Source organism: Bacillus sp. GS3m_15504, from assembly GCF_055825275.1.
Genome location: NZ_JBVVNL010000001.1, coordinates 403,439 through 427,357, shown reverse-complemented (window position 1 = coordinate 427,357; position 23,919 = coordinate 403,439). Strand labels below are relative to the sequence as shown.

24 protein-coding genes and 2 other annotated features are annotated in these 23,919 nt (G+C 37.6%); all 24 genes read right to left on the bottom strand.

Features of this window, described 5'->3' with window-relative positions; translation table 11 throughout:
• Positions 1–87: 87 nt before the first annotated feature.
• Positions 88–1,170 (bottom strand): HAMP domain-containing histidine kinase, encoded by a 1,083-nt coding sequence (locus tag AC0L0O_RS02385; RefSeq protein WP_131370037.1) that lies wholly within the window; start codon positions 1,168–1,170, stop codon positions 88–90.
• Positions 1,160–1,867, bottom strand: a complete 708-nt coding sequence (locus AC0L0O_RS02380; protein WP_131370040.1) for a response regulator transcription factor — start codon at positions 1,865–1,867, stop codon at positions 1,160–1,162. The genes AC0L0O_RS02385 and AC0L0O_RS02380 overlap by 11 nt, the downstream gene beginning before the upstream one ends.
• A gap of 139 nt (positions 1,868–2,006) precedes the next feature.
• Complete coding sequence (gene obgE, locus AC0L0O_RS02375; protein WP_000496111.1) at positions 2,007–3,293, bottom strand: GTPase ObgE; 1,287 nt, start codon at positions 3,291–3,293, stop codon at positions 2,007–2,009.
• A complete protein-coding gene (locus tag AC0L0O_RS02370; RefSeq protein ID WP_001037006.1) occupies positions 3,293–3,841 on the bottom strand; it encodes a sporulation initiation phosphotransferase B in 549 nt (182 codons plus the stop codon). Before AC0L0O_RS02370 ends, obgE begins: the two co-directional genes overlap by 1 nt.
• A 63-nt stretch (positions 3,842–3,904) precedes the next feature.
• Complete coding sequence (gene rpmA, locus AC0L0O_RS02365) at positions 3,905–4,195, bottom strand: 50S ribosomal protein L27 (RefSeq protein ID WP_000944957.1); 291 nt, start codon at positions 4,193–4,195, stop codon at positions 3,905–3,907.
• A gap of 3 nt (positions 4,196–4,198) precedes the next feature.
• Entirely contained in the window at positions 4,199–4,543 is a 345-nt protein-coding gene (locus tag AC0L0O_RS02360; protein ID WP_001973720.1) for a ribosomal-processing cysteine protease Prp, read from the bottom strand.
• Positions 4,544–4,554: 11 nt separating this feature from the next.
• The gene (gene rplU, locus AC0L0O_RS02355) at positions 4,555–4,863 is read right to left on the bottom strand and encodes a 50S ribosomal protein L21 (protein WP_000270907.1); all 309 of its coding nucleotides are present in this window, start codon (positions 4,861–4,863) and stop codon (positions 4,555–4,557) included.
• 14 nt (positions 4,864–4,877) lie between these two features.
• Positions 4,878–4,955: a sequence feature (ribosomal protein L21 leader region), on the bottom strand.
• Between the two features lie 77 nt (positions 4,956–5,032).
• Positions 5,033–6,421 (bottom strand): Rne/Rng family ribonuclease, encoded by a 1,389-nt coding sequence (locus AC0L0O_RS02350; protein ID WP_000855426.1) that lies wholly within the window; start codon positions 6,419–6,421, stop codon positions 5,033–5,035.
• Between the two features lie 67 nt (positions 6,422–6,488).
• Complete coding sequence (gene spoIVFB, locus AC0L0O_RS02345; RefSeq protein ID WP_000599073.1) at positions 6,489–7,349, bottom strand: stage IV sporulation intramembrane metalloprotease SpoIVFB; 861 nt, start codon at positions 7,347–7,349, stop codon at positions 6,489–6,491.
• Positions 7,342–8,088: a stage IV sporulation protein SpoIVFA gene (gene spoIVFA / locus AC0L0O_RS02340; protein ID WP_131370043.1), complete on the bottom strand. Its 747-nt coding sequence runs from the start codon at positions 8,086–8,088 to the stop codon at positions 7,342–7,344. Before spoIVFA ends, spoIVFB begins: the two co-directional genes overlap by 8 nt.
• Positions 8,089–8,221: 133 nt before the next feature.
• On the bottom strand, positions 8,222–9,019 hold the full coding sequence (gene minD, locus AC0L0O_RS02335; protein WP_000503310.1) for a septum site-determining protein MinD: 798 nt from the start codon (positions 9,017–9,019) through the stop codon (positions 8,222–8,224).
• A gap of 2 nt (positions 9,020–9,021) precedes the next feature.
• Positions 9,022–9,708 carry a septum site-determining protein MinC gene (minC, locus tag AC0L0O_RS02330; RefSeq protein WP_000391517.1) on the bottom strand — a complete coding sequence of 229 codons (687 nt, stop codon included), beginning with the start codon at positions 9,706–9,708 and terminating at the stop codon, positions 9,022–9,024.
• 35 nt (positions 9,709–9,743) lie between these two features.
• Entirely contained in the window at positions 9,744–10,289 is a 546-nt protein-coding gene (gene mreD, locus AC0L0O_RS02325; RefSeq protein ID WP_000975753.1) for a rod shape-determining protein MreD, read from the bottom strand.
• A 14-nt stretch (positions 10,290–10,303) separates the two neighbouring features.
• On the bottom strand, positions 10,304–11,155 hold the full coding sequence (gene mreC, locus AC0L0O_RS02320; protein ID WP_001135493.1) for a rod shape-determining protein MreC: 852 nt from the start codon (positions 11,153–11,155) through the stop codon (positions 10,304–10,306).
• A gap of 41 nt (positions 11,156–11,196) precedes the next feature.
• Positions 11,197–12,216, bottom strand: a complete 1,020-nt coding sequence (mreB, locus tag AC0L0O_RS02315) for a cell shape-determining protein MreB (protein WP_000466737.1) — start codon at positions 12,214–12,216, stop codon at positions 11,197–11,199.
• Between the two features lie 158 nt (positions 12,217–12,374).
• Positions 12,375–13,052 (bottom strand): DNA repair protein RadC, encoded by a 678-nt coding sequence (gene radC, locus AC0L0O_RS02310; protein WP_001013377.1) that lies wholly within the window; start codon positions 13,050–13,052, stop codon positions 12,375–12,377.
• Between the two features lie 46 nt (positions 13,053–13,098).
• On the bottom strand, positions 13,099–13,674 hold the full coding sequence (locus tag AC0L0O_RS02305; RefSeq protein WP_001226272.1) for a Maf family protein: 576 nt from the start codon (positions 13,672–13,674) through the stop codon (positions 13,099–13,101).
• 221 nt (positions 13,675–13,895) lie between these two features.
• Positions 13,896–14,858: a stage II sporulation protein B gene (locus tag AC0L0O_RS02300; RefSeq protein ID WP_428888977.1), complete on the bottom strand. Its 963-nt coding sequence runs from the start codon at positions 14,856–14,858 to the stop codon at positions 13,896–13,898.
• Positions 14,859–15,023: 165 nt separating this feature from the next.
• A complete protein-coding gene (locus AC0L0O_RS02295; RefSeq protein ID WP_000582053.1) occupies positions 15,024–16,325 on the bottom strand; it encodes a bifunctional folylpolyglutamate synthase/dihydrofolate synthase in 1,302 nt (433 codons plus the stop codon).
• A gap of 93 nt (positions 16,326–16,418) precedes the next feature.
• Positions 16,419–19,064: a valine--tRNA ligase gene (locus AC0L0O_RS02290; RefSeq protein ID WP_000072239.1), complete on the bottom strand. Its 2,646-nt coding sequence runs from the start codon at positions 19,062–19,064 to the stop codon at positions 16,419–16,421.
• Positions 19,065–19,102: 38 nt separating this feature from the next.
• Positions 19,103–19,335: a binding site (T-box leader), on the bottom strand.
• A gap of 124 nt (positions 19,336–19,459) precedes the next feature.
• Positions 19,460–20,485 (bottom strand): spore coat protein YsxE, encoded by a 1,026-nt coding sequence (ysxE, locus tag AC0L0O_RS02285; RefSeq protein WP_000366998.1) that lies wholly within the window; start codon positions 20,483–20,485, stop codon positions 19,460–19,462.
• A 62-nt stretch (positions 20,486–20,547) separates the two neighbouring features.
• Positions 20,548–21,561, bottom strand: a complete 1,014-nt coding sequence (spoVID, locus tag AC0L0O_RS02280) for a stage VI sporulation protein D (protein WP_002054837.1) — start codon at positions 21,559–21,561, stop codon at positions 20,548–20,550.
• A gap of 79 nt (positions 21,562–21,640) precedes the next feature.
• A complete protein-coding gene (hemL, locus tag AC0L0O_RS02275) occupies positions 21,641–22,930 on the bottom strand; it encodes a glutamate-1-semialdehyde 2,1-aminomutase (protein WP_001224512.1) in 1,290 nt (429 codons plus the stop codon).
• Positions 22,930–23,919, bottom strand: coding sequence for a porphobilinogen synthase (gene hemB, locus AC0L0O_RS02270; RefSeq protein WP_001087062.1), 990 nt, complete (start codon positions 23,917–23,919; stop codon positions 22,930–22,932). The genes hemL and hemB overlap by 1 nt, the downstream gene beginning before the upstream one ends.

The window sequence follows — 23,919 nt, the reverse complement described above, 5'->3', positions numbered from 1 at the left end:
TCCCCCTATGCGCTTTCTTCTTACATTTACTATAAGAAAAATAAAAAAAAGAAACGAGCGATTTCCCTTACAAAACGTTTTGTTATCTTACAGTTTTGTCACTTTTCTCATTAATGTATGATATTCTTCATCTTTTGCAAATTGGAACGTGAACGTTGTCCCTTCCCCTTCAGCCGATTGTACATAAATACCGTGATGTAAATTATCGCAAATTTCCTTCGTAATATATAAACCCATTCCAGTCGCTTCTCTCGTTTTGCGGCCATTTATCCCCGTAAAGAATGGATCAAATATACGCTTTACATCTTGCTCTGGAATACCGATTCCATTGTCCTTAATATGCAATAACACCTTTTGGTTTTTCTCTTCAATTTGAAATTGAATTTCCTTTTTCTCTGCTTCTGAAATTTTCGTATACTTAATTGCATTCACAACAATTTGTCCTATAGCAATACTGAGCCATTTTCTATCAGATGCAACCATACAAGTCTCTTCTTCAAACATCACTTTCGGAAATACCGATGATTGGATGAAAGACTTTCTATTTTCATTAATAATATCTCTAATGATATGTATCACATTTACTACTTCTACTTTATAGTCTTTCGCAAACTGCTCTAACCTTGCCATGTGTAACGCTAAATCTAAACCATTTAATATACGGTTATTTTCTTCACGAATACTTTCAACTGTTACTCTCGCTTCACGATACTCTTTACCAAACTTCTGTAATAGTAATTCAATAACAGATACTGGTGTTTTCATTTGATGAATCCATTGGTTCATAAATATCATTTGCTGTTGTTCTTTTGCATGTTGTTTATGAACTTCATTCATATATTGCTGTCTTAATAACGTAAACGATTCAACGATCATCTCTTGCTCTGCCGTATAAGAAGTATCAATAAGTAAGGAGTCATGTAATGTATTTCCGCTAGTAACATACTTTTCGATCCTCTTTAAAAACACACTTCGTTTTCGGTAATCGTAAATGAGGTATACAGTAAATACAACTGTCCCTAATAAAAGTCCGTATAACCATGTATTCCAATCAATGGATCGCTTTTCTAAAAGACTTTGCAACTGTAAAACGAGCCCAAATAAACAAAGGCTAACAATATAAGAAAGAATTAAAGAAAAGCGGTCCATGAGGTAATTTTTAATCTTCATGCCCTTCTCCCCACTCTGTAAGAAGCGCATAACCGTATCCACGTTTCGTTACAATTGCATTTTTAATGCCTAGCTCCTCTAGTTTCTTCCTTACACGTTTCACATTCACGGTTAATGTATTGTCATCAACGAAAGCTACCTCATCCCAGAGGGCTTCTAACAATTCTTCACGCGTTACATATTGATTTGCTTGTTTCATTAAACACTCTAATAAGTAAAATTCATTTTTTGTCAGTTCTGTTTGTTGTCCTTGCCACTCAACAACGTGCTGAGACGGGAATAACAACAATCCATTTACTCCTAAGCAATCGCTTTCTGCCGCAGAAGCGTACTCACCATACCCACGTCGAAGTGCACTTTTTACCTTAGCCATTACAACGTCTAAATGAAATGGCTTCGTAATGTAATCATCTCCGCCATTTTCAATTGCCATTACTTGATCCATTTCCCCCGTTCTTGCAGAAACAAAAATAATTGGTGCATTCGATACAGTGCGAATTTGACGACACCAATAGAACCCATCAAAATACGGTAAATTAATATCAAGTAACACGAGATGTGGATTTACTTTTACAAACTCATCTTTTATATGTCGTAAATCACTTGCTCTAAATGACTGATAGCCATACCTTTCTAAATGCTCCTCTAATATCCCCGCAATTTTCTCATCATCTTCTACAATTAATATTTTATACATACTCGCTTTCTCCCCATAAAAAATTCTTATAAAACCACTTCTTTTTCTATTATAAATTGAAAATTTAATTAGTGGGGATTTTTTCCTGTATAAATCAGACTTTTACGATATAAAAAAAGACTGCCGTATTTCGGCAGTCTTAGTCGATAAATTCAAATTCATATTCAAGAATTTTTACAATATCTCCGTCTTTTGCACCACGTGCACGAAGCGCTTCATCAATACCCATTCCGCGCATTTGGCGAGCGAAACGACGTACAGATTCATCACGTGAGAAGTCTGTCATCTTGAATGTTTTCTCGATATCGTAACCAGAGATAACAAACGTACCATCACTTTCACGTGTAATATCAAATTTAACACCTTCAGTCTCAAATTTGTACATTACACTTGTGTCAGACTCATCCACAACTTCATGTATTGGGAATTCAGGTGTTGTTTCTATTAAGTTCGCTACTTCAAACAGTAGGTCACGAACACCTTGTTTCGTTACAGCTGAGATTGGGAAGATTTTTACTTCGTCTCCCACTTTCTCTTTAAATGCTTGTAAGTTTTCTTCTGCATCTGGCATATCCATTTTGTTTGCAACAACAACTTGTGGACGCTCCGTTAAGCGAAGATTGTATTCTTTTAATTCATTATTAATTGTTACGTAATCTTCATATGGATCACGGCCTTCTAAACCAGACATATCAATAACATGCACGATTACACGTGTACGCTCAATATGACGTAAGAATTGGTGTCCAAGTCCGACGCCAGCATGTGCGCCTTCAATTAGTCCAGGAAGGTCAGCCATAACGAAGCTACGGTTATCACCAGTTTCAACAACACCAAGGTTTGGAACGATTGTTGTGAAGTGATACTCTGCAATTTTCGGACGTGCTGATGATACGACAGATAATAATGTAGATTTACCTACACTTGGGAATCCAACAAGTCCAACGTCTGCCAGTACTTTCAGTTCTAGAATGACATCACGCTCTTGACCTGGTTCCCCGTTCTCAGCGATTTCTGGCGCTGGGTTCGTAGCTGTTGCGAAACGTGAGTTACCACGACCACCGCGGCCACCTTTTGCAATTACAGCCGTTTGTCCATGCGTTACTAAATCCGCAAGAATTTGACCAGTTTTTTCATCTTTTACTACTGTTCCTGGCGGAACCTTTACAAGTAAATCTTCAGATTTACGTCCGTGCTGCCCTTTACTCATTCCGTGCTGACCGCGATCAGCTTTGAAATGACGTTGGTAGCGGAAGTCCATTAATGTACGTAAGCCTTCCTCAACAATAAAAACAACATCTGCACCTTTACCACCGTCGCCACCTGCTGGGCCACCTTTTGGTACATACTTCTCACGACGATACGCAACCATTCCGTTACCACCGTCGCCGCCTTTTACATATATCTTGACCTGATCTACAAACATTATTTCACCACACTTTTTTCAATTGGTTGTAATATAACTGAGACTTCCTCGTCTCGTACTGTATAAGAAATGGAATACCATTTATTGTTTTGGTTCGCAAGCCAATTCTGTAGTTCTTCTACACTCGTTAGCTTACCACGAAAATCAAAAAAGAAACGAGCATTCTCCGCGTCACATTCAATTGTGATACAAACATAATTTTCAACATATACGTCTAAACTATGCTGAAGCATTGAGAAAAATTGATTCGTCCATGTACATACAGTCTCATCTAAGTGAGATAAGTTATGTAAATTCCCTAATACTTCATACTCCAATAAGCACGGCTGCTGTTTCCAATTATATGTTAAAATCCACTCTGAAAATAAAGGCATAGATAGCCCCATCAGATTGGATTCTTGTCTCGCTTCTTGGACAAAACGATCGATGAGACTATGAATTTCTTCCACTTTTCCAAGGGAAAGGTTTCCTTTCACCATCTGCATACGATTGAGCCAATCATGTCTTGAATGGCGCAATGCATCTATAATTGTCCATTTTTTATTCATTTAGATACTCCTTAATATAGAAAAACTCTAACCTGCACTCAGGTTAGAGTTTTCCGTGAGTTCTTATGCTTCTTGAGCAACAGGATATACGCTCACTTGTTTGCGGTCACGGCCAAGACGCTCGAAGCGTACTACGCCGTCAACTTTCGCGTATAAAGTGTCATCGCCACCACGACCAACGTTAACACCTGGATAAATTTTTGTACCGCGTTGACGGTAAAGAATTGAACCACCTGAAACCGTTTGACCATCTGCGCGTTTAGCACCAAGACGTTTTGACTGAGAGTCACGACCGTTCTTTGTACTACCTACACCTTTCTTAGATGCGAAAAACTGAAGATCTAATCTTAACATACGTTACACCTCCTGCACTTTTTCTATTAAACGGATATACTTTCCGTAATCAAGTTCGATCGTCTTAAGCGAAACAACCAATCCTTCTAAAAGTGTTTGTGCTTTTTCTGCTGCATGAACGTCTAAATCATTAGGCAATTCATACGTTAAGAATCCGCCATCACTTCCGAGTTCAATAGTTGCCTGCACATTACAAAGTTCTTCCACTGCATTTATAGAACCAAACACAACCGCTGTAGTTCCGGCACAGACAAGATCTTGTCCATGCGGCGCATAATCGGCATGTCCAGTCATTTTAAATGATTGGATACTTCCTAATTTCGTGCGACTTATCGTAATTTTAATCATGTTAACCTGGATTAAGCGTTGATAGCTTCAACAACTAGCTTAGTGTAAGGTTGACGATGACCTTGTTTCTTACGATTGTTCTTTTTCGCTTTGTATTTGAAAACGATAATTTTCTTAGCGCGACCTTGTTTTTCAACTTTCGCAGTAACTGTTGCACCTTCTACAACTGGGCTACCAACTTTAACGTTTTCGCCACCAACGAAAAGAACTTTGTCAAAAGTAACAGTTTCACCAGCTTCAACATCTAATTTTTCAATGTAGATTGCTTGACCAGCTTCAACTTTAATTTGTTTTCCACCTGTTTCGATAATTGCGTACATACTTGCACCTCCTCTTAATTACTAAGACTCGCCAAAAACGAGGTAGACATACATGCCTTTAGGGAACCTGTCTTGTGCGGTTGTAGCATATAGCCGTTTAGGTGCTATAAACTATAACATAAAGATGTTATCATGAATCATAGACGGTTGTCAATGAAAGTTCTACTAACTATTTTTTCCGTTCTACAATTTCTTTTTTACTTCCAAAACGGATAATTGCATACTTTTCGATCATATCATCTTTGAAATAAATTTCAAATGGAATATTTTTTTGTAATTCTTTTTGCAAAAATTGTTTTTGCAGTTCTTTAGGTGCAGAGATTAATACTGCCTCATCTTCTATATTGCCATATGTAATTAGCTCTCTCTCTAGCTCATACGCAATTGTTTCATATGACATTACATACCCCGTCGCTTTGCACGGTGCACACTCTTCTAGTAATACGTCGCGTAAAGAATGTTTCTTACGTTTACGTGTCATCTCTAAAATCCCTAACTCTGTAAACCCGAGTACCCTTGTATATGTACGATCATTTTGCATAGCAGCCACGAGACATTCTCTTACCTTTTCTTTATCTTCTCTTCTTTTCATATTAATAAAATCAATTAATATCATACCACCGATATCACGCAGTCTTAATTGACGCGCTATCTCTTCAGCTGCCAATTCATTTGTACGAAGAACTGTATCTTGTAAATTCTGTTTTCCAGTAAACTTACCTGTATTCACATCAATTACAGTCATCGTCTCCATTTGTTCCACAATTAAATAAGCACCATTTGGAAGCCACACAATTTTTTGAAGTGCTTTCTCAATTTCACGCTCTATTCCAAAATGGTTAAACATTGAAGATTTTTCGTTATAAAAAGATACTTTCTCTTTACCGACCTTTTCTTCTAATTCTTTTACTATACTCCTTGTATCTACAACTACTTTTTCAATCGTTTCAATTGGATTTTCTTGAAATACACGATCTAAAAAAGTTGCCGGTCGATGAAGTAGTAACGGTGCCTTTCCTTGTTCCTCTTTTCTTTTTAACTCTTCATATAACTGCTGTAGCCTTTGCATTTCAGCTTGTATTTCTTCAATTTCTCCTTTTTCAGAAGCAGAGCGGAAAATATAACCTCCTGTCCCTTCTACTTCAATTTGGAGTAGTTGTTGCCTTCTTTTATTGTTTTTTATTTTCCGAGAAACCGCACGCATTTCATCATACGGCATATAAACGACATATTTCCCGGTAAATTCTATATTTGCTGTCAATTTCGGCCCTTTCGTATCAATTGCCTCTTTTACAACTTGTACGAGTACCGCTTGCCCTTCATGTATACGATAAGCAGACGGTACATCATCATACGAAAGATACGCATGTTTTTCTAAACCGATGTTTACAAAAGCTGCGTTCATTCCAGCAATCGTTCTTACAATACGTCCAATATAAATATGTCCAACAATCTCTTGTTCTTCATTTCGTTTCCATAAAAACTCAACAATTTTCTTCTTCTCTTCAATTGCAACGCGTTTTTCCGATCCAGCGTAGTTCATATATAACGTTTTCAAAATTCTTTCCTCACTTTATAATCTTCTTTGCTTTTACAATAATAAAAGGTTAGTGCTAACGTCAACACTAACCGATTAATTCTTCAACAGATGAAGTTGTTCGTTTTTCAGTAAAATACGCATAAAGCAATTCATTTTCATCCAATGTGTAATGTTCTTTATATTTTCCATGAACAATAATAGAGTGCTTATATCCTCTACGAAATTTTGTGAAGATTGTATATAAGCGGTCTTCTGTTTTCACCTCAATCGGCGCAATCTTTTCAATTCCTCTTTTGTTCCCATAATAACGTTCTAATAAAAAACGCATAAAGGCATATCGTCTTTGTTTCCATTCTTGATATAACGACACCGCTAAAAATATGAGCAGTACCCACATCATAATATTATTACTATTCCAAAGTAACTGCCACCCTAGTATGACACTAAAAAAAACACATGATAATTTCATCATCTTTTCATGTGCTTGTAAATAAGGAAAACGATATGATAATACGTTAAACAATACTTTCCCGCCATCAAGTGGCCAAATAGGTAGTAAATTAAATGCTAAAATAATTATATTATTCCACATAAAGAAATAATATAATTCCGCATGAAGCCAACCAGCTTCAAACAACATATAGCCTATCGCCATCATCCAAATATGTTGAATAGGTCCTGCAATTACGACAACAAGCTCCTCTTTCAATGACTTATTCCCATGTTCCTCAAGCTCAGCTACACCACCAAACGGTAAAAGTTGAATTTTTTTGATGCGCCAATTATAGTGTGCCGCTGCAAAAGCATGCCCAAGTTCATGGATAAGAACGATACAAAATAACAGTAGTAACTCTTTAAAACGTGCTGTAAAAATACCAATGACAATAATAACCCAAAACAACGGATGAACTGAAATCTTCGTTAAAACCTCTCTATATTTAATCAAATGAAATCACCTGAATGGGATCAATAAATTTTTCATCCTTTTTTATTGCGAAATAAAACTTACCATTTTTATCGTTTGTATCATTACTCACCGTTCCAATTTTTTGTTTCTTTGAAACGTAATCATATAATTTCACTGACATATCATTTAAATTTGCATACCATGACTCCGTGCCATCTGCATGCTGAATTTGAACTGTATTACCAAGTTCCTCTTTCTTTCCTGCAAAAACAACTAGCCCTTCATTCACTGACTCAACAGTTGCATTTGTAGCTGTTTGAACAAATACACCTTGGCCATTTTTTTGAAACCCTTGCATCACCTTTCCGGAAGCAGGAATTGCATAATCTTTTTGCTGAATGTTCCCTTCTTTTTTCTCATTAGGCGAATAGAACACGAGAGGTTTTCCAAACTGTTTTTCGTACCATTTCGCTACAGTAGCAAATTGAAATTCTTCTTTCATCACTTTTTCTGTAACAGCTTTCGCACCTTCAAAAGAAGAAGGTGCATTCTTATATAAAATAGCGACAGAAAGAACTAATATTGCTGATAACAATACTTTGAAGAAAAACACTTCTTTTCGAAATAAAGGATGAATTTCCTTTTCTCCATCTTCAATAAATACTGTTTCACTATCAAAATTCTCTCCAGCAAAATACTGCTCTTCCTCCATCCTTTCTTGCTCTGCCTTCCTCTTCGCAATCCGTTTTTTAATTTCTTCTACACGTCTATTCTTCATACTGTCTCCTTTCTTTCGTTCAGCTAATTTACATAGAAACAGTTGTATACAGTTTGTACATATGTATGAGCTAGGAAAGGAAGATATTCGTGTGAAGAAAAAAGAAAGCACTCCGCAAATATGCGAAGTGCTTTTAACGGATTCCAAAGAAGTTTTTCATCTTTGTAAATACCGATACCTTTTCTTGTTCAAATGCTTGTAATGGGACATTCTCACCCAACAAACGTCTTGCAATATTACGATAAGCTAACGCTGCTTTTCCGCTCGGTTGCAACGCTACAGGTTCACCTGTATTTGTAGCACGAATAACTTCATCATCATCTTCGACAACACCAAGAAGCTCGATTGACAATGTACGTACGATTTCATCAACATCTAACATATCCTGTTCATGAAGCATATGACTACGCACACGATTAATAACAAGTTTCGGTGGTTCAATATCCTCTTTTTCTAAAAGCCCGATAATACGATCCGCATCGCGCATTGAGGATACTTCTGGCGTCGTAACGACAATTGCTTTATCCGCACCAGCTACCGCGTTTTTAAATCCCTGCTCAATCCCCGCAGGACAATCAATTAATATGTAATCATAATCTTGACGTAATACTTGTATTAATTCATCCATTTGTTCAGGTGTTACCGCTGATTTATCACTCGTTTGTGCTGCAGGTAATAAATAAAGATCGTCAAAACGTTTATCTTTAATAAGAGCCTGAGGTAAACGGCAACGCCCTTCAACGACATCAACAAGATCAAATACAATACGATTTTCCAGCCCCATTACTACGTCTAAGTTTCGAAGACCGATATCTGTGTCAATTAAACACACTTTCTTTCCAGATAACGCTAAGGCTGTCCCAATGTTCGCAGACGTTGTAGTTTTACCTACACCGCCTTTTCCAGATGTAATTACTATTGCCTCTCCCACAGCTATACAATTCCCCTTTCTAACTTTGTTAAATTAGGTCTAAGATGAGTGAGAAGTTGCAGTCGATCGACAACAATGTGATTGTTCTCATTAATATACGCACATTCTGCCGCCTCCGCTCCGTCTTCTTTCTCTTCCGGAGCCCGCATTGCCACATCACTAATTCGAAGTTGCATCGGATTCATAACAGATGCAGCGATTACAGCATCTGAATCCCCATAATACCCAGCATGCGCAATTCCTCTTAATGATCCTACGACAAAAATATTCCCCCCAGCGATAACCGTTCCGCCTGGATTAACATCACCAATTAACAATAAATTTCCTTTTACATGTAAAACTTGTCCAGAGCGAACAATTTTGGAAATAGGGACGATTTCTGTTTCTTCTTTCCAAGCTATTGCTTCCTCTTTCGTGATAACATCACTTTCAATCGAATCCACAACGAGATTCTTTTTATTACGAATTAACGTACGAATCTCTTCTTGTTGGACTTCTGTTAAATAACGATTCCCCACTTTCACATGCACTTCAATTAAAGAGCGTCCATCACCATCATAGTAATGTGTAGAAAGCTTTTCATCCAATTCCTTCAATAATTCAGAGAATGAACAACAATCATCTAAATGAAGCGTTATTCCGTCTTTTGTCCCTTTTATTGTTACATTTTGTTGCTTTTTTTCTTCCACTAAAGTTCACCCCACCGATTCAATTCGACATAAAATTAGAAAATCCTTTTTTCTTTTTCTTCCATCGCTTTTGAAAGACGCACTAAATATCGTCTCAGTGGGAAACAAACTATGAATAAGAAAATTGCATTTAGCAATAAAGTAGAAAGGAGACGATCTGTGAAAAAGACATACGCCGACATATGAGTACGTCCTAACAAAGTTAAAAATCCATACACATAATACTCTAGTGCTGCAATGCTAGCTAGTACGATAGAGACAACAATAAATAAATTCAATTGTAATATCTTCATCACACTATATACTAAATAAGCTACAATCGGATATGCGAAAATATATATACCGACAAGTTCTGTGTATACGGTATCAAATAAGAAACCAAATAATAGTCCGTAATAAATCCCTTGGACCGGACTATAGTACACAGTAACAAAACATAACACAATGATAAAGAAATGAGGTGCTGCTATACTGTCTTTCCAAAAAACTGCTGTTGGAACAATAGTAGCAAACATATTTTCAAATAAAAAAACAAAAAGGAGCAAAAGAGGAAGAGCTGCTCTTTTTAAAATCTTCATCATCTCTTCTCCCCCTCCTATTCTAATGGCGCTGAAGGCGTTTCACGTTTCGCAACCATAATATGCTCTACGTCATTTAAATCAGCGGCAGGTTTTACATAAGCTGTTTTTGTTAAACCGTATGGATCCGGCTGAACATCAACGATTTTTCCAATTACAAGACCTTTCGGGAAAATATCACCAAGTCCAGATGTTACAACTAATTGATCTGCTTTTACGTTTGCATCAGAGCCAATCTTTGTGAAAAGAAGTAAGTGCTTTTCTTTGTCATAACCTTCAATCAATCCAAAGATTTTCTCATCACCTTGTACGATAGCAGAAACACGATTTGTTCGGCTCATAGAGCTTAACAATTCCACTGATGATGTAAACTGAGATACACTTTTCACTCGTCCAACTAAACCTTGTGAAGTTACTACAGCCATATCTTTTTTAATTCCTTGCTGCGCCCCTTTATCAATTCCAACTAGATCGTACCATTTATCCGGGTTACGAGAAACGACAGTAGCTGGAATTTCAGTATATTGGCTATTCAACTCTTTTTTACCCGTTAACTCTTGTAACTTCTTGTTATCATCTTCTAATTGTTTTACTTTCCCTGATAGACCTGCATAATTATCTAATTTTGCTTTTAATTCTTTATTCTCTTCATACGTGCGCTTTACATCCTCTACATTTTCGAAGAATCCAGCTACGTATTTCGCTGGCTTTTGGAATACACGTTCTACAACACCGACAGTGTCTTTAACAAACTGCTCTGGCCATGTTAAACTGTTCCGTTCTTTCAATGAGATTCCAATCAATGCCACGAGAAGAATAATACTAACTAACAAAACAATTAATCTTTTGTTTAAGAAAAACTGTGGCACGTTCACACCCTCTTAATTTCATTGATTTTTATTTTGCAATATTATCGAGCAGCAGTTTTGAAAAGATCGATATTGTCTAATGCTTTACCCGTTCCAATTGCTACGCAATCTAATGGGTCTTCTGCAACAAGAACTGGCATATTTGTTTCTTCACTAATCACTTTATCTAAGTTACGTAGTAATGCTCCGCCACCTGTTAATACGATACCACGGTCCATAATGTCTGCCGCTAATTCAGGTGGAGTTTTCTCTAACGTATTTTTAACAGATTCTACAATTGCATCTACTGTATCTTTTAATGCATCTGCAATTTCTTCTGGCTGAATTAGTACTGTTTTTGGTAAACCACTTACTAAATCACGACCGCGAATTTCCATAGGTTCGATACCTTCTGGCTCGCCTGCAGAACCGATTTCTAATTTTAATGCTTCAGCTGTTCTTTCACCGATCATTAAGTTGTAGCTTTTCTTAATGTACTGAATGATTGAATCGTCCATATCATCACCAGCAACACGAACTGATTGACTTGTTACAATACCACCTAAAGAAATGATTGCAACTTCTGTTGTACCGCCACCGATATCAACAACCATACTACCAGTTGGTTCCCAAACAGGTAAGTTCGCACCAATTGCTGCTGCAAATGGCTCTTCGATAGGATAAGCATCACGAGCACCAGCTTGACGAGTCGCATCGATTACTGCACGTCTTTCTACAGCTGTAATACCTGATGGTACACATACCATTACGTATGGTTTACGTGAGAAGAATCCATTTGATTTTTGAGCTTGTTGAATGTAATATTTCATCATTGTTGCTGTCGTTTCGTAATCAGCAATTACACCGTCTTTCATCGGGCGAAGTGCCACAACGTTTCCTGGTGTACGACCAATCATTTGTTTTGCATCGCTACCTACAGCAACGATTTGTTTCGTATCAGTTTGTAACGCTACTACTGAAGGTTCACGTAACACTACACCTTTTCCTTTTACATATACAAGCGTGTTCGCAGTTCCTAAGTCTATTCCAAGATCGCGAGTAAAGCCACCAAATCCAAACATATTATTTATCTTCCTTTCTTGTTTTCACGGACTCATTTTTTTCTTACTTTATATTATAAAAACAGTACGTTTTTTATATCTTTATCCTTTTTGTAGATAATTTTCTACAAAAAACTCATAAATCACATTATAAAACAAAATAAGTAAAAAGCATAGTCTTAAATATGACCTTTTTCCTTTAAACTCACGAATTTATGGTCACCTATTATAATATGGTCAAGCACTTCAATTCCGATAATTCGACCGCATTCTACTAAGCGTTTTGTTACTTCAATATCTTCTCGGCTCGGCGCGGGGTCTCCTGAGGGATGGTTATGAAGACATATGATAGAGGCTGCTGCACGGCGAAATGCTTCTTTAAAAACTTCCCTTGGATGTACAATTGATGAATTTAAACTTCCAATGAAAATCGTTTGCCTATGTATGACTTGATTCTTTGTGTTCAAATATAAACATACAAAATGCTCCTGCTGCAAGAAGCGCATTTCTTCCATCATGTATGTGGCGCAATCTTCCGGGCTTCGAATGCTGTATCTATTTTGATATTCTAAACGCACCATTCTTCTACCGAGTTCAAAAGCGGCTATAAGCTGAGTTGCCTTTGCAACCCCGACACCATGTATACTGACAAGCTCTTCTAACGTTGCATCTTTCAGCATACGTAAACCATCAAAGTGATGTAAAATTTTATCTGATAACTTCAAAACTGATTCTTCCTTAGAACCTGTTCTCAGTAACACTGCAAGAAGCTCCCGATTTGATAAACTTCCAGCTCCCTCTAACAATAAACGCTCCCGTGGCTGTTCTTCTTTGACAACATCACGAATACCGTTCATTTCTCCACCCCTTTATTTGTTCTCTCAAAGAAAATCCCATGCAATTTTACGCATGGGTTACATCAATATTAAATTGTTTTAATTCCCGAACAAGACGTGAAATTGGTAATCCAACTACACTATAGTAGTCCCCTTGAATATGTTGAACAAAAATAGATCCTTTACCTTGAATTCCATAACTTCCGGCTTTATCCAAAGGCTCTTTTGATGCAACGTATGCGTCAATTTCCTCTTCTGTTAATTCCCAAAACGTAACTTCTGTACGCTCATAAAAAGTGACTGTTTTGTCTTTTGCTATAATTGCAACACCAGTATACACTTCATGTGTTTTCCCTGATAATAATTGCAACATTTCTTTCGCCTCAGCCTCATTAGATGGCTTTCCAAGAATACGCGATTCATATGTAACAATTGTATCTGCACCTAACACAATATGATCACTGTTATTTTCTGCTACCGCAGATGCTTTTTGCAGGGCGAGGGACATAACAATATCAGAAGGTGATGAATACGCACCAATCGTTTCTTCTACTTCACTTACAATAATTTCAAATGGCACACCCGCTAACTCAAGCAATTCCTTCCTGCGAGGTGATCCTGAAGCTAAAATAATTTTTCTCATATTTTCTCCTTCCTTTCTCACATGAAGCAGAATCATTTACAACAATCGTATCAAAGGAATAGTTTGTCCACAAATGAAAGGAATATTATTTTCTCTAAACAAAATAATATTTCCTTACTAAAACACGATTATATTTCTGTCATAGAGAAAGCACTTTACTCTAAACACAAAAGAAAAGAAAGAAGTACCTATACTTCTTCCTTCGTCATTTCATTATCCTATTATTTCACCTTTTGTGAAACAATTTTTTCATATGAAAGTATACCATCAATGATAACTTGATTTAATTTCGCCAAAGATTCCTTATCACTTTTTCCGTCCTTCACTGTTTGCACAGCTACTGACGTGTACATATACAATTTCTTCGCTTCTTCCTGCTTCATACTTTTCCCTTCTTTTTCAATCGCTTTCCACACTTTTTCGATTGTACCTATATCTTTTGCATTACTTTTTCCACTAGCTTGTACGCTAGAAGCATATTTTGCTAAATGAGTATATAATGGCTGTACTTTTGTTAAAAACGCCCCGACTTCTTTATCATCTTTCAGTAACGCTTTATCTGTTATATCCCAGTCCTTTTTCAATACGGAGACATTATCATTTTTATACTGCGTCATTAATTGGTTTATTCCTTGTTCATCGCTAGCAATGCCAACAACTAATGCATACTTATCGCCGCTCGGTTTTAAAGCTGCTACGCCTCCATTACCTTTCCACTCTTCAAGAGCAGCCTGTCCCTTTTCTTCAGAAGAATACATTCCTCCTTGAACAAAAAAGAATTTCATTGGATTTAATGATGTTCCTGTCTGTGCTTTTGTTTTTTCCTCTTTTGGTGCTTGTGTTTGTTCTGCCGTTCCACCCACCTTTGATTCTTCATTTTGCATCTGCTTCGAAACTGTTACTTCGCTTCCACCTGTCGCACCTTGTCCTGTAAGTAACTGCAGCATTCCCATCCCAAACGCCGTACCAATAACAATCGCAGTTGCAACAATTGCAATTAACGTATTGCTCCACTTCTTTCGTTTTTTTTCCGTATACGCCACTTTCGCTTTTTGAAACGGAACAACGTTTTTCGGTCTTTCACTTTCTATTACCATCCAGTCAAATTCATCTTTCTTCTTCTCCTCATACTTCGCTTCTGTTCCATTCACTTTCACTGAGATCGTTCGTGATTGCTTGTCCATACACTCACACCTCACCTCTTATCGTTGTCCGCATCATATCATATTCTTTTCACAAAAAAACGAGATATTTGTCAGAGAAATTCGCCAAATAACCCTATATATTTATCTTATATGTATGCATTTGACTTCATTTGTAGAACAAAAAAACTAGATAGCAAAGACTATCTAGTTTTTCTCGCGAATATATTTTCGAACTTCCGAAATGAAATAAAGAGAACCTGTTATGATAAAAACATCATTTTCTCCAATCATTTCAACCTTCGTATCAATTGCCTCTTTCCAATTTTCAAAAACTAATTTTGACTCTTTCTTTGCATACGACGCAAGCTCGCCTGCTGAAATAGCACGATCAAAGGCGAATGTTGTAAAAATAATTTCATCGGCAATGGTTTCTAATTGACCTACCATATTATGCAATTGTTTATCACCAAGAGCAGTAAATAAAACTATTACGTTTTTATCTTTGTAATGTGATTCTACCGTTTTCACAAGGCTTTCAATACCTTCTGGGTTATGAGCACCATCTATAATAATATCTGGATTACTTTGCAATTTTTCAAAGCGCCCTACCCAATACGCTTCCTGTAATCCAGTTCTTATTTCTTCTTCCTCAATTAAAAATGATAAGTATGTTTTTACATACATGACTGCCATAAGTGCAAGTGCTGCGTTTCCTACTTGATGGCTGCCTTTCATTGCGATCCGCACATCTTCAAAAGAGGCGAAAGGACAAGTGAAATCAAACTGTTCGCCATTTTCACTAGACTGTTTATGTAACGCTGTAAAATGGTTGCCCATCTCATATAAGTTTGCACGATTTTCCTTTGCAACTTTTTGAATGACTTGCAACGCTTCCTCATCTTGCACACCAGTAATAACCGGAACACCAGACTTAATAATCCCCGCCTTTTCATATGCAATTTCTCCTAGTGTATTACCTAAAATGTGCATATGATCGTGGCCGATATTCGTAATAATCGTGAGAACAGGATGAATCACATTTGTAGAGTCAAAACGCCCTCCAAGTCCTGTTTCAAATAAAACAACATCACAGAAATTAACTTTACCGAAATAACAAATTGCCATAACAGTAATAATTTCAAACTCAGTCGCTTCCCCTAAATCCGTCTCGTCTAGTTTTTCAACGACTGGCTTTACCATCTTTACAAGTTCAGTAATCTCTTCATCTGCAATTGGTGTTCCGTTCACACTAATACGCTCGTTAAATGTTTCAATATAAGGTGAGGTAAATGTTCCTACCTTATATTTTGCGTCTTCTAACATGTAGCGCATATATGTTAACGTTGAACCTTTTCCATTTGTACCAGCAAGATGAACACATTTTATGTGGCGCTCTGGATTTCCGAGCTCTTCTAGCATCCATCTCATTCTTTCTAATCCCGGTTTAATACCAAATTTCAATCGGCTATGAATCCACCCTATCGCTTCTTCGTATGTATGTATCACGTATGCTTTCCCCTTTCAAAAGACAACCTTCATCTTTCTATTATACGCAAAGAAAAGAGACTCACCAATATAGTGAGTCTCTAAAAAACATTTTTATTTCTCAAGATCCGCTAGACGTTGGCGAACTGCTTCGCGTTTTTCTAGGTAATCTTGCTCTTTCGCACGCTCTCCTTCAATAACTGCTGCAGGAGCTTTCGCTACGAAACCTTGGTTTGAAAGTTTCTTCTGTACACGTTCTACTTCTTTATCGAACTTCTCAAGCTCTTTCTCAAGACGCGCTCTCTCTTCATCAAGATTGATAAGATCAGCTAACGGTAAGAATAACTCTGCACCTGTTACGATTGCAGTCATCGCTTTTTCTGGCGCTTGTAAATCCGTTTGAATTGTTAATTCACTTGGGTTACAGAAACGCTCAATGTAAGAACTGTTTTTCGTAAGTTGAGCAAGTACAGCCTCATCTTTTGCTTTAATTTGCATTTGAACTTTTTTGCTCATTGGCGTATTAACTTCTGCACGGATGTTACGAACAGAGCGAATGATATCAACTAGAAGGTGCATTTCTGCCGCAGCTTCTGTATCTTGTAAATCTTCGCGAACTGTTGGCCACGCTGCTACTGTAATAGATTCGCCTTCGTGCGGTAAATGTTGCCAAATTTTCTCTGTTACGAATGGCATGAATGGGTGTAATAGACGCATTGTTTGGTCTAATACGTAAGCTAAAATAGAACGAGTTGTTTTCTTAGCTGCTTCGTCTTCACCGTATAGAGGAAGTTTCGCCATTTCAATGTACCAGTCACAGAAATCGTCCCAAATGAAGTTGTATAATGAACGACCAGCTTCACCGAACTCATATTTATCCATGTTACGTGTTACGCTTTCGATTGTTTCATTTAAACGAGTTAAAATCCACTTATCCGCAACTGATTTTTCACCAGTTAAATCGATTTCTTCATACTTCATGTCATCCATATTCATTAATACGAAACGTGATGCATTCCAAATTTTATTAATGAAGTTCCAAGTAGATTCTACTTTCTCCATGCTGAAACGTAAATCTTGACCTGGTGCACTTCCTGTTGATAAGAAGAAACGCATTGCATCTGCACCGTACTTCTCGATAACGTCCATTGGATCAATACCGTTACCAAGAGATTTACTCATCTTACGTCCTTGCTCATCACGAACTAAACCGTGAATTAATACATCTTTAAATGGACGCTCGCCTGTAAACTCTAAACCTTGGAAAATCATACGAGATACCCAGAAGAAGATAATGTCATAACCAGTTACTAACGCATCTGTTGAATAGTAACGTTTAAAGTCTGCTGCATCTTCATTTGGCCAACCAAGTGTTGAGAATGGCCATAACGCTGAACTGAACCATGTATCAAGTACGTCGTTATCTTGATTCCAGTTTTCAATATCTGCTGGTGCTTCTGTACCTACGTATACTTCACCAGTTTCTTTATGATACCAAGCTGGAATGCGGTGTCCCCACCATAATTGACGAGAAATACACCAGTCATGGATATTTTCCATCCAGCGTAAGTATGTGTTTTCAAAACGATCTGGTACGAACGTTACTTTCTCTTCTTCTTTTTGTTGAAGCTCAATTGCTTTTTCTGCAAGTGGAGCCATTTTTACGAACCATTGTGTTGATAAGTAAGGTTCCACAACTGCACCACTACGCTCACTATGACCTACTGAATGCATATGAGGCTCGATTTCTACTAATACGCCCGCTTCTTGTAAGTCTTTTACTAACGCTTTACGGCATTCGAAACGATCCATGCCGTTATACTTACCAGCTTTTTCGTTCATCGATCCATCTTCGTTCATTACTAAGATGCGTGGTAAGTCGTGACGGTTACCTACTTCAAAGTCATTCGGGTCATGTGCTGGTGTAATTTTTACAACACCTGTTCCAAAGTCTTTTTCTACGTACTCATCAGCAATAATCGGAATCTCACGACCTACGATTGGAAGTGTAACTGTTTTTCCAATTAAATGTTTGTAACGATCGTCTTCTGGATGAACCGCTACTGCTGTATCACCAAGCATCGTTTCTGGACGAGTTGTTGCAAGACGAATGTGTCCAGAACCATCTGTTAACGGATAGTTCATATGGTAGAATGCACCTTGAACTTCTTTATGAATTACTTCGATATCAGAAAGAGCTGTGCGTGTTGCTGGATCCCAGTTGATAATATATTCACCGCGGTAAATTAAGCCTTTTTCGTATAATTGAACGAATACTTTATTAACCGCATCAGATAAACCTTTGTCTAATGTGAAGCGTTCGCGAGAATAGTCTAGTCCTAAACCAACTTTCCCCCATTGTTGACGAATATGAGAAGCGTATTCTTCTTTCCATTCCCAAGCCTTTTCAAGGAATTTCTCACGGCCAAGATCGTAACGTGAAATACCTTCTTCACGAAGTTTCCCTTCTACTTTCGCTTGTGTTGCGATACCCGCATGGTCCATTCCTGGAAGCCATAATACATCGTAACCTTGCATACGCTTCGTACGAGTTAAAATATCTTGAAGAGTTGTATCCCAAGCATGACCTAAGTGTAACTTACCAGTTACGTTCGGAGGTGGGATTACAATTGTATACGGTTGTTTCTTCTCGTCTCCTGTTGCTTCAAAATATTTGCCTTCTAGCCACCACTGATAAAGGCCTTCTTCAACGGACATATGATCATATTTAGTTGGTAAATTCTTTTCCGTGTTTGACATTATTTTCCCTCCTTAAAATAAAAAATGTCCCTCATCCAAAAAAGGACGAGGGACATCGCGGTACCACCTTTATTTACAAACAAATCCAGGAATTTGCTTATACTCTTAACTTGATAACGGACAAATCCGTCTTTTCCTAATGAGAACTATTCCGTTCAGAAAAGATGCTCCAGGGCTACCTTCTAACATAACTATCTAGAGAATCTCCCAGCTAATGATTCTCCTCTCTGAAGACGTTTCTTGTTATACTCTTCCCCTTCAAGGCATTTATATGATTGTTAATTATTATATACAATAGTGTAAAAAACGAAACCTTATTCGTCAAGATAAATTTAAGACTACCACATTTCGAGCTAATAAAAAAGAAGATAAGTAGCATCCTCTACTTATCTCCTTTATCCGTTCCCTTGCTGGGCAGCTTGTAATTGCGAAAGGAAATATTCTATATTACTAACGAGCCAATGCGCTTGTTGCAAGCTCTTTACTCCGAGAAGTTCATTTTCCTCATTACGACGCTCTCTTCTTTTCTTATAAGACTGGATTTGCCGAATAAATTGCGATGGATACGTCATATACGCAAACATGAGTAGTTGCTCTTCTTTCGTAAAAGGGAAATTTTTTTGATACATTTGATACCATTCAAACCGATCACTTCGCGCAATTGGATATGTGTTTAACGACCGAGAATAAAACCCTACAATATCTTGCACAGGTGTTGCAAACTTCGATTTTTCCAAACTAATAAAATAGCCGTTCCGTTCATAATCAAATAAAAAGTGGTTAAGTGATACGTTACCATGCACAAAAGTAATGCGTGTTGTCTCTTTTTCTTTCATCGCATCGTTCCACTCATTTAATTGCTTCGTTGCAAACTCACGCGCCCTCATTACATGATGATAGTACGTACAATATTGCAGTTCAAATGGAGACATATACCACTTCGCTTCCGATTCTACAAGAAACTCTTCTAACATCTCTCCATCATTTTCCCAGCGATCGGATATATTTGTATAATGTTTTTCTAAATCCTCTTCTGTATACGTTTCTTCTTTTACCGTTTTTTGATGCAACGTTCCGAGAGTCTGAAACATTTTATGGTATTGATCATTATCTTCGCCGTTCCCTTCCGCACGTTCTAACCAAGGCATTAAATAATAATTATACGTACCGTCACTTAAAATATAATTTCCGTCCGTCGCGTGGTATATAGGTACATAATTTGAAAAACCTTTCTCCTTCAAATATTGAATATGATGTAGAAAGTTATTCCGCTCTAACTTCCTGCCTTCTATTTTCTTGAGCGCATATGGACCTTGATTCGTATAAATTTTCGTTACGCTTCCGTGCTCTTCCATATGCTGCGTATCCAATCTATATTGCCTTACAATGGGTTCATAGCGATTTCGTAATTCCATATCCATACGAATAACCCTTTCTATTCAAAACATAGCCTTTAGAAAAATAAGTGAGTGAAAACACTCACTTATTTCGCTTTTGCTCTTGAAACAGGAATATAAATAATTTGTCCTGTAGTTAAATATATATCTTCTGTTTGATTGACACGGTATAAGTTTTGTACAGATGTTTCATAACGTTCTGCAACCGATTCGATCGTATCTCCTTCTTGCACGAAATACATTCTTAACTTTGTAAATTCTTCTTCCGGTTCTTTCGTAAATAATTTCGTTAAATACAGCGCATTTTCATCTCGCTGTGAATACGTTTCCTCTTCTTGTTCTTCTTGTTTTTTCGCTTGTTCTTTCTTGAAATCTTTTCGTCCGAACAATTCAAATTGCGGCGTTGTTTCTTTCTCCTCTTCACGCTCTACAAATTCATGTTCTTCTATTTCCTCTTCCTCTACTTCCTGCTCTTTTCTTTCTTCTAGTTGGAACGGTTCAAATGCATAATCTTCCCACTCATCTGATTCCTTATAAGCTGGTTCTTCTACGTGCGGCGTTGGTCTATTTTCCTCCTCTTGTGCTGAGTCAACTTCCAACTCAGCATACGCCGTTTCTTCCTCTTCCTCTTCATCCTCGATGCGTTCTTCATCACATAAACCTGTAATAGATATATCCGCTAATAATTGTAAGCAACCATTTTCCTTTAGTTCATAATCAAATTCCTCGATGGATACATATAGTTCTTCAATTACTTTCACACGGTTTCTTGGGATTGATATTTCAAGCGGAAAGGAATGAACAAGTTCATTAACCCCATCTTCTCTTGTTTCTACATAATCTATTGACTTCGCTGGCGATAGATCTCTTAATGAATAAGCTGAATCATCTTGCCTTGCAACATACTCTCCCGTTAAATCTAATTGCCCTCTCACAATAACCTCATGATCAAGCTCTTCTATCTCAACGTCTGGATCTAACGAAATTGACAAAAGTTCTTCGACTTCCTGTCCTTTTTGGAACCAAACAGATTCTTTTAATGAAAAACGTAATGAATGATCTGTTGCCACTTCTTTTCCCCCTCCCAAACTATATGTCATTACAGATTTATGTACGGAAAGCTGACTTTATGAATAAAAAAAATCGCTCCCCTTATGGAGAGCGATTTTCTTTATTCAATTAAGCTTTTAATTTTGACATTGCAATTTCGGCCGCTGCAATCGTCGCTTCAATATCAGCATCACTATGTGCTGTCGATAAGAATAAACCTTCGAATTGAGATGGCGGTAAAAATACCCCTTGTTCTACCATTTCACGATAGTAAGCCGCAAAGAATTGTAAGTTTGAAGATTTTGCTGCATCGTAATTAATAACTGGTTCATCTGTAAAGAAGATACCAATCATAGAACCAGCACGGTTAATATGATGCGGAATACCATGTTTTTCAGCCGCTTTACGTAAGCCAGCTTCTAACATTTCAGCTTTACGCTCGAATTCTACATATGATTCTGGCGTTAACTGTACTAACGTTTCATAACCTGCTGCCATTGCAAGTGGGTTACCTGATAAAGTACCTGCCTGGTAAATCGGTCCACTCGGTGCAACTTGGCGCATAATTTCTGCTTTACCACCGTATGCTCCTACCGGTAATCCACCACCAATTACTTTACCTAAACAAGTTAAATCAGGTGTTACACCGTAATAACCTTGTCCACAATTATAAGCAACTCGGAATCCTGTCATTACTTCATCAAAAATAAGCAATGCACCATTTTGTTCTGTTACTTCACGAAGACCTTCTAAAAATCCTGGTTGCGGAGGAACAACACCCATGTTCCCTGCTACTGGTTCTACAATGACACAAGCAATATCATCGCCGAATTGCTCGAAAGCGTATTTCACACTTTCTAAATCGTTATACGCTACTGTAATCGTATTTTTCGCTACACCTTCTGGTACACCAGGGCTATCTGGTAAACCTAGCGTTGCTACACCAGAACCCGCTTTAATTAATAACGAGTCACCATGACCGTGATAACAACCGATAAATTTCAAAATTTTGTTACGGCCTGTATAACCACGAGCTAAACGTAGCGCACTCATTGTTGCTTCTGTTCCAGAGTTAACCATACGCACAATTTCAATTGACGGTACACGCTCAATAACAAGTTTCGCTAATTTATTTTCAATTTCCGTTGGGGCACCGAAGCTTGTACCTCTTTCCGCAACAGCTTTTAAAGCCTCAACAACACGATCATTTGCATGTCCATGAATTAAAGGACCCCATGATAATACGTAATCGATGTATTCATTCCCATCGATATCATATACTTTAGAGCCTTTTCCACGCTCCATAAACAACGGGTTCATACCGACAGACTTAAATGCACGAACCGGGCTATTTACGCCACCAGGCATTAAATCTTGAGCCTCTTCAAACGCTGCAATCGACTTATCAAATTTTCTCATTATTTAGCGCCTCCTTCTTGTAACCATCTTGCTGCATCTTTTGCATGATACGTAATAATTAAATCTGCTCCTGCACGTTTCATACTAATTAATTTTTCAAGTACAACTTCTTTTTCATTAATCCAACCATTTTGCGCTGCCGCTTTAATCATTGAATATTCACCGCTTACGTTATAAGCAACGACTGGTAAATTAAAGTTATTTTTCACATCACGAACGATATCTAAATAAGAAAGAGCTGGTTTTACAATTAAGAAATCTGCCCCTTCCATTACATCTGATTCTGCTTCACGGAATGCTTCCATGCGGTTCGCTGGGTCCATTTGATATGTTTTACGATCACCAAATTGCGGTGCACCGTGTGCCGCATCACGGAATGGTCCATAAAATGCTGATGAATATTTCACAGCGTACGACATAACTGGTACATGTCCAAAACCATTTTCATCTAATGCGTGGCGAATTGCTGTTACGAATCCGTCCATCATGTTTGATGGCGCAATAATGTCCGCTCCTGCTTTCGCTTGGCTTACAGCTGTTTTTGCAAGAACTGCAAGAGACTCGTCATTTAAAATAATACCATCTTCAATTACACCGCAATGACCATGGCTTGTAAATTGACATAAACATGTATCCGCAACTACTACTAGATCGGGGAATTCACCTTTAATTTGCTGAATCGCGCGTTGCACAATTCCATGATCACAATATGCTGCTGATCCAACTTCATCTTTTTCAGCAGGTAAACCAAATACAATAACAGAACGAATACCTAAATCAACAACTTCTTGCATTTCAGCTTGCAATAAATCTAAAGACATTTGATATACGCCTGGCATAGAAGGTACTTCATTACGAACATTTTCACCTTCTAATACAAAAATAGGGTAAATAAAATCTTCCGTATGTAAAAACGTTTCACGCACAAGCGCACGCATGCCCCCGCTTTGTCTTAAGCGACGATGACGATTAAATTGTAAAGAGTTCAT

What these genes read in the sequence shown, in the direction of transcription:
- AC0L0O_RS02305 (WP_001226272.1), bottom strand. Translation starts at nt 13,674, where the DNA reads ATGAGAAAAATTATTTTAGCTTCAGGATCACCTCGCAGGAAGGAATTG.
- AC0L0O_RS02300 (WP_428888977.1), bottom strand. Translation starts at nt 14,858, where the DNA reads ATGGACAAGCAATCACGAACGATCTCAGTGAAAGTGAATGGAACAGAA.
- rplU (WP_000270907.1), bottom strand. Translation starts at nt 4,863, where the DNA reads ATGTACGCAATTATCGAAACAGGTGGAAAACAAATTAAAGTTGAAGCT.
- mreD (WP_000975753.1), bottom strand. Translation starts at nt 10,289, where the DNA reads ATGATGAAGATTTTAAAAAGAGCAGCTCTTCCTCTTTTGCTCCTTTTT.
- hemB (WP_001087062.1), bottom strand. Translation starts at nt 23,919, where the DNA reads ATGAACTCTTTACAATTTAATCGTCATCGTCGCTTAAGACAAAGCGGG.
- rpmA (WP_000944957.1), bottom strand. Translation starts at nt 4,195, where the DNA reads ATGTTAAGATTAGATCTTCAGTTTTTCGCATCTAAGAAAGGTGTAGGT.
- obgE (WP_000496111.1), bottom strand. Translation starts at nt 3,293, where the DNA reads ATGTTTGTAGATCAGGTCAAGATATATGTAAAAGGCGGCGACGGTGGT.
- AC0L0O_RS02360 (WP_001973720.1), bottom strand. Translation starts at nt 4,543, where the DNA reads ATGATTAAAATTACGATAAGTCGCACGAAATTAGGAAGTATCCAATCA.
- ysxE (WP_000366998.1), bottom strand. Translation starts at nt 20,485, where the DNA reads ATGGATATGGAATTACGAAATCGCTATGAACCCATTGTAAGGCAATAT.
- AC0L0O_RS02385 (WP_131370037.1), bottom strand. Translation starts at nt 1,170, where the DNA reads ATGAAGATTAAAAATTACCTCATGGACCGCTTTTCTTTAATTCTTTCT.
- hemL (WP_001224512.1), bottom strand. Translation starts at nt 22,930, where the DNA reads ATGAGAAAATTTGATAAGTCGATTGCAGCGTTTGAAGAGGCTCAAGAT.
- AC0L0O_RS02380 (WP_131370040.1), bottom strand. Translation starts at nt 1,867, where the DNA reads ATGTATAAAATATTAATTGTAGAAGATGATGAGAAAATTGCGGGGATA.
- radC (WP_001013377.1), bottom strand. Translation starts at nt 13,052, where the DNA reads ATGAACGGTATTCGTGATGTTGTCAAAGAAGAACAGCCACGGGAGCGT.
- AC0L0O_RS02370 (WP_001037006.1), bottom strand. Translation starts at nt 3,841, where the DNA reads ATGAATAAAAAATGGACAATTATAGATGCATTGCGCCATTCAAGACAT.
- AC0L0O_RS02290 (WP_000072239.1), bottom strand. Translation starts at nt 19,064, where the DNA reads ATGTCAAACACGGAAAAGAATTTACCAACTAAATATGATCATATGTCC.
- mreB (WP_000466737.1), bottom strand. Translation starts at nt 12,216, where the DNA reads ATGTTTGGATTTGGTGGCTTTACTCGCGATCTTGGAATAGACTTAGGA.
- spoIVFA (WP_131370043.1), bottom strand. Translation starts at nt 8,088, where the DNA reads ATGAAGAATAGACGTGTAGAAGAAATTAAAAAACGGATTGCGAAGAGG.
- spoVID (WP_002054837.1), bottom strand. Translation starts at nt 21,561, where the DNA reads ATGACATATAGTTTGGGAGGGGGAAAAGAAGTGGCAACAGATCATTCA.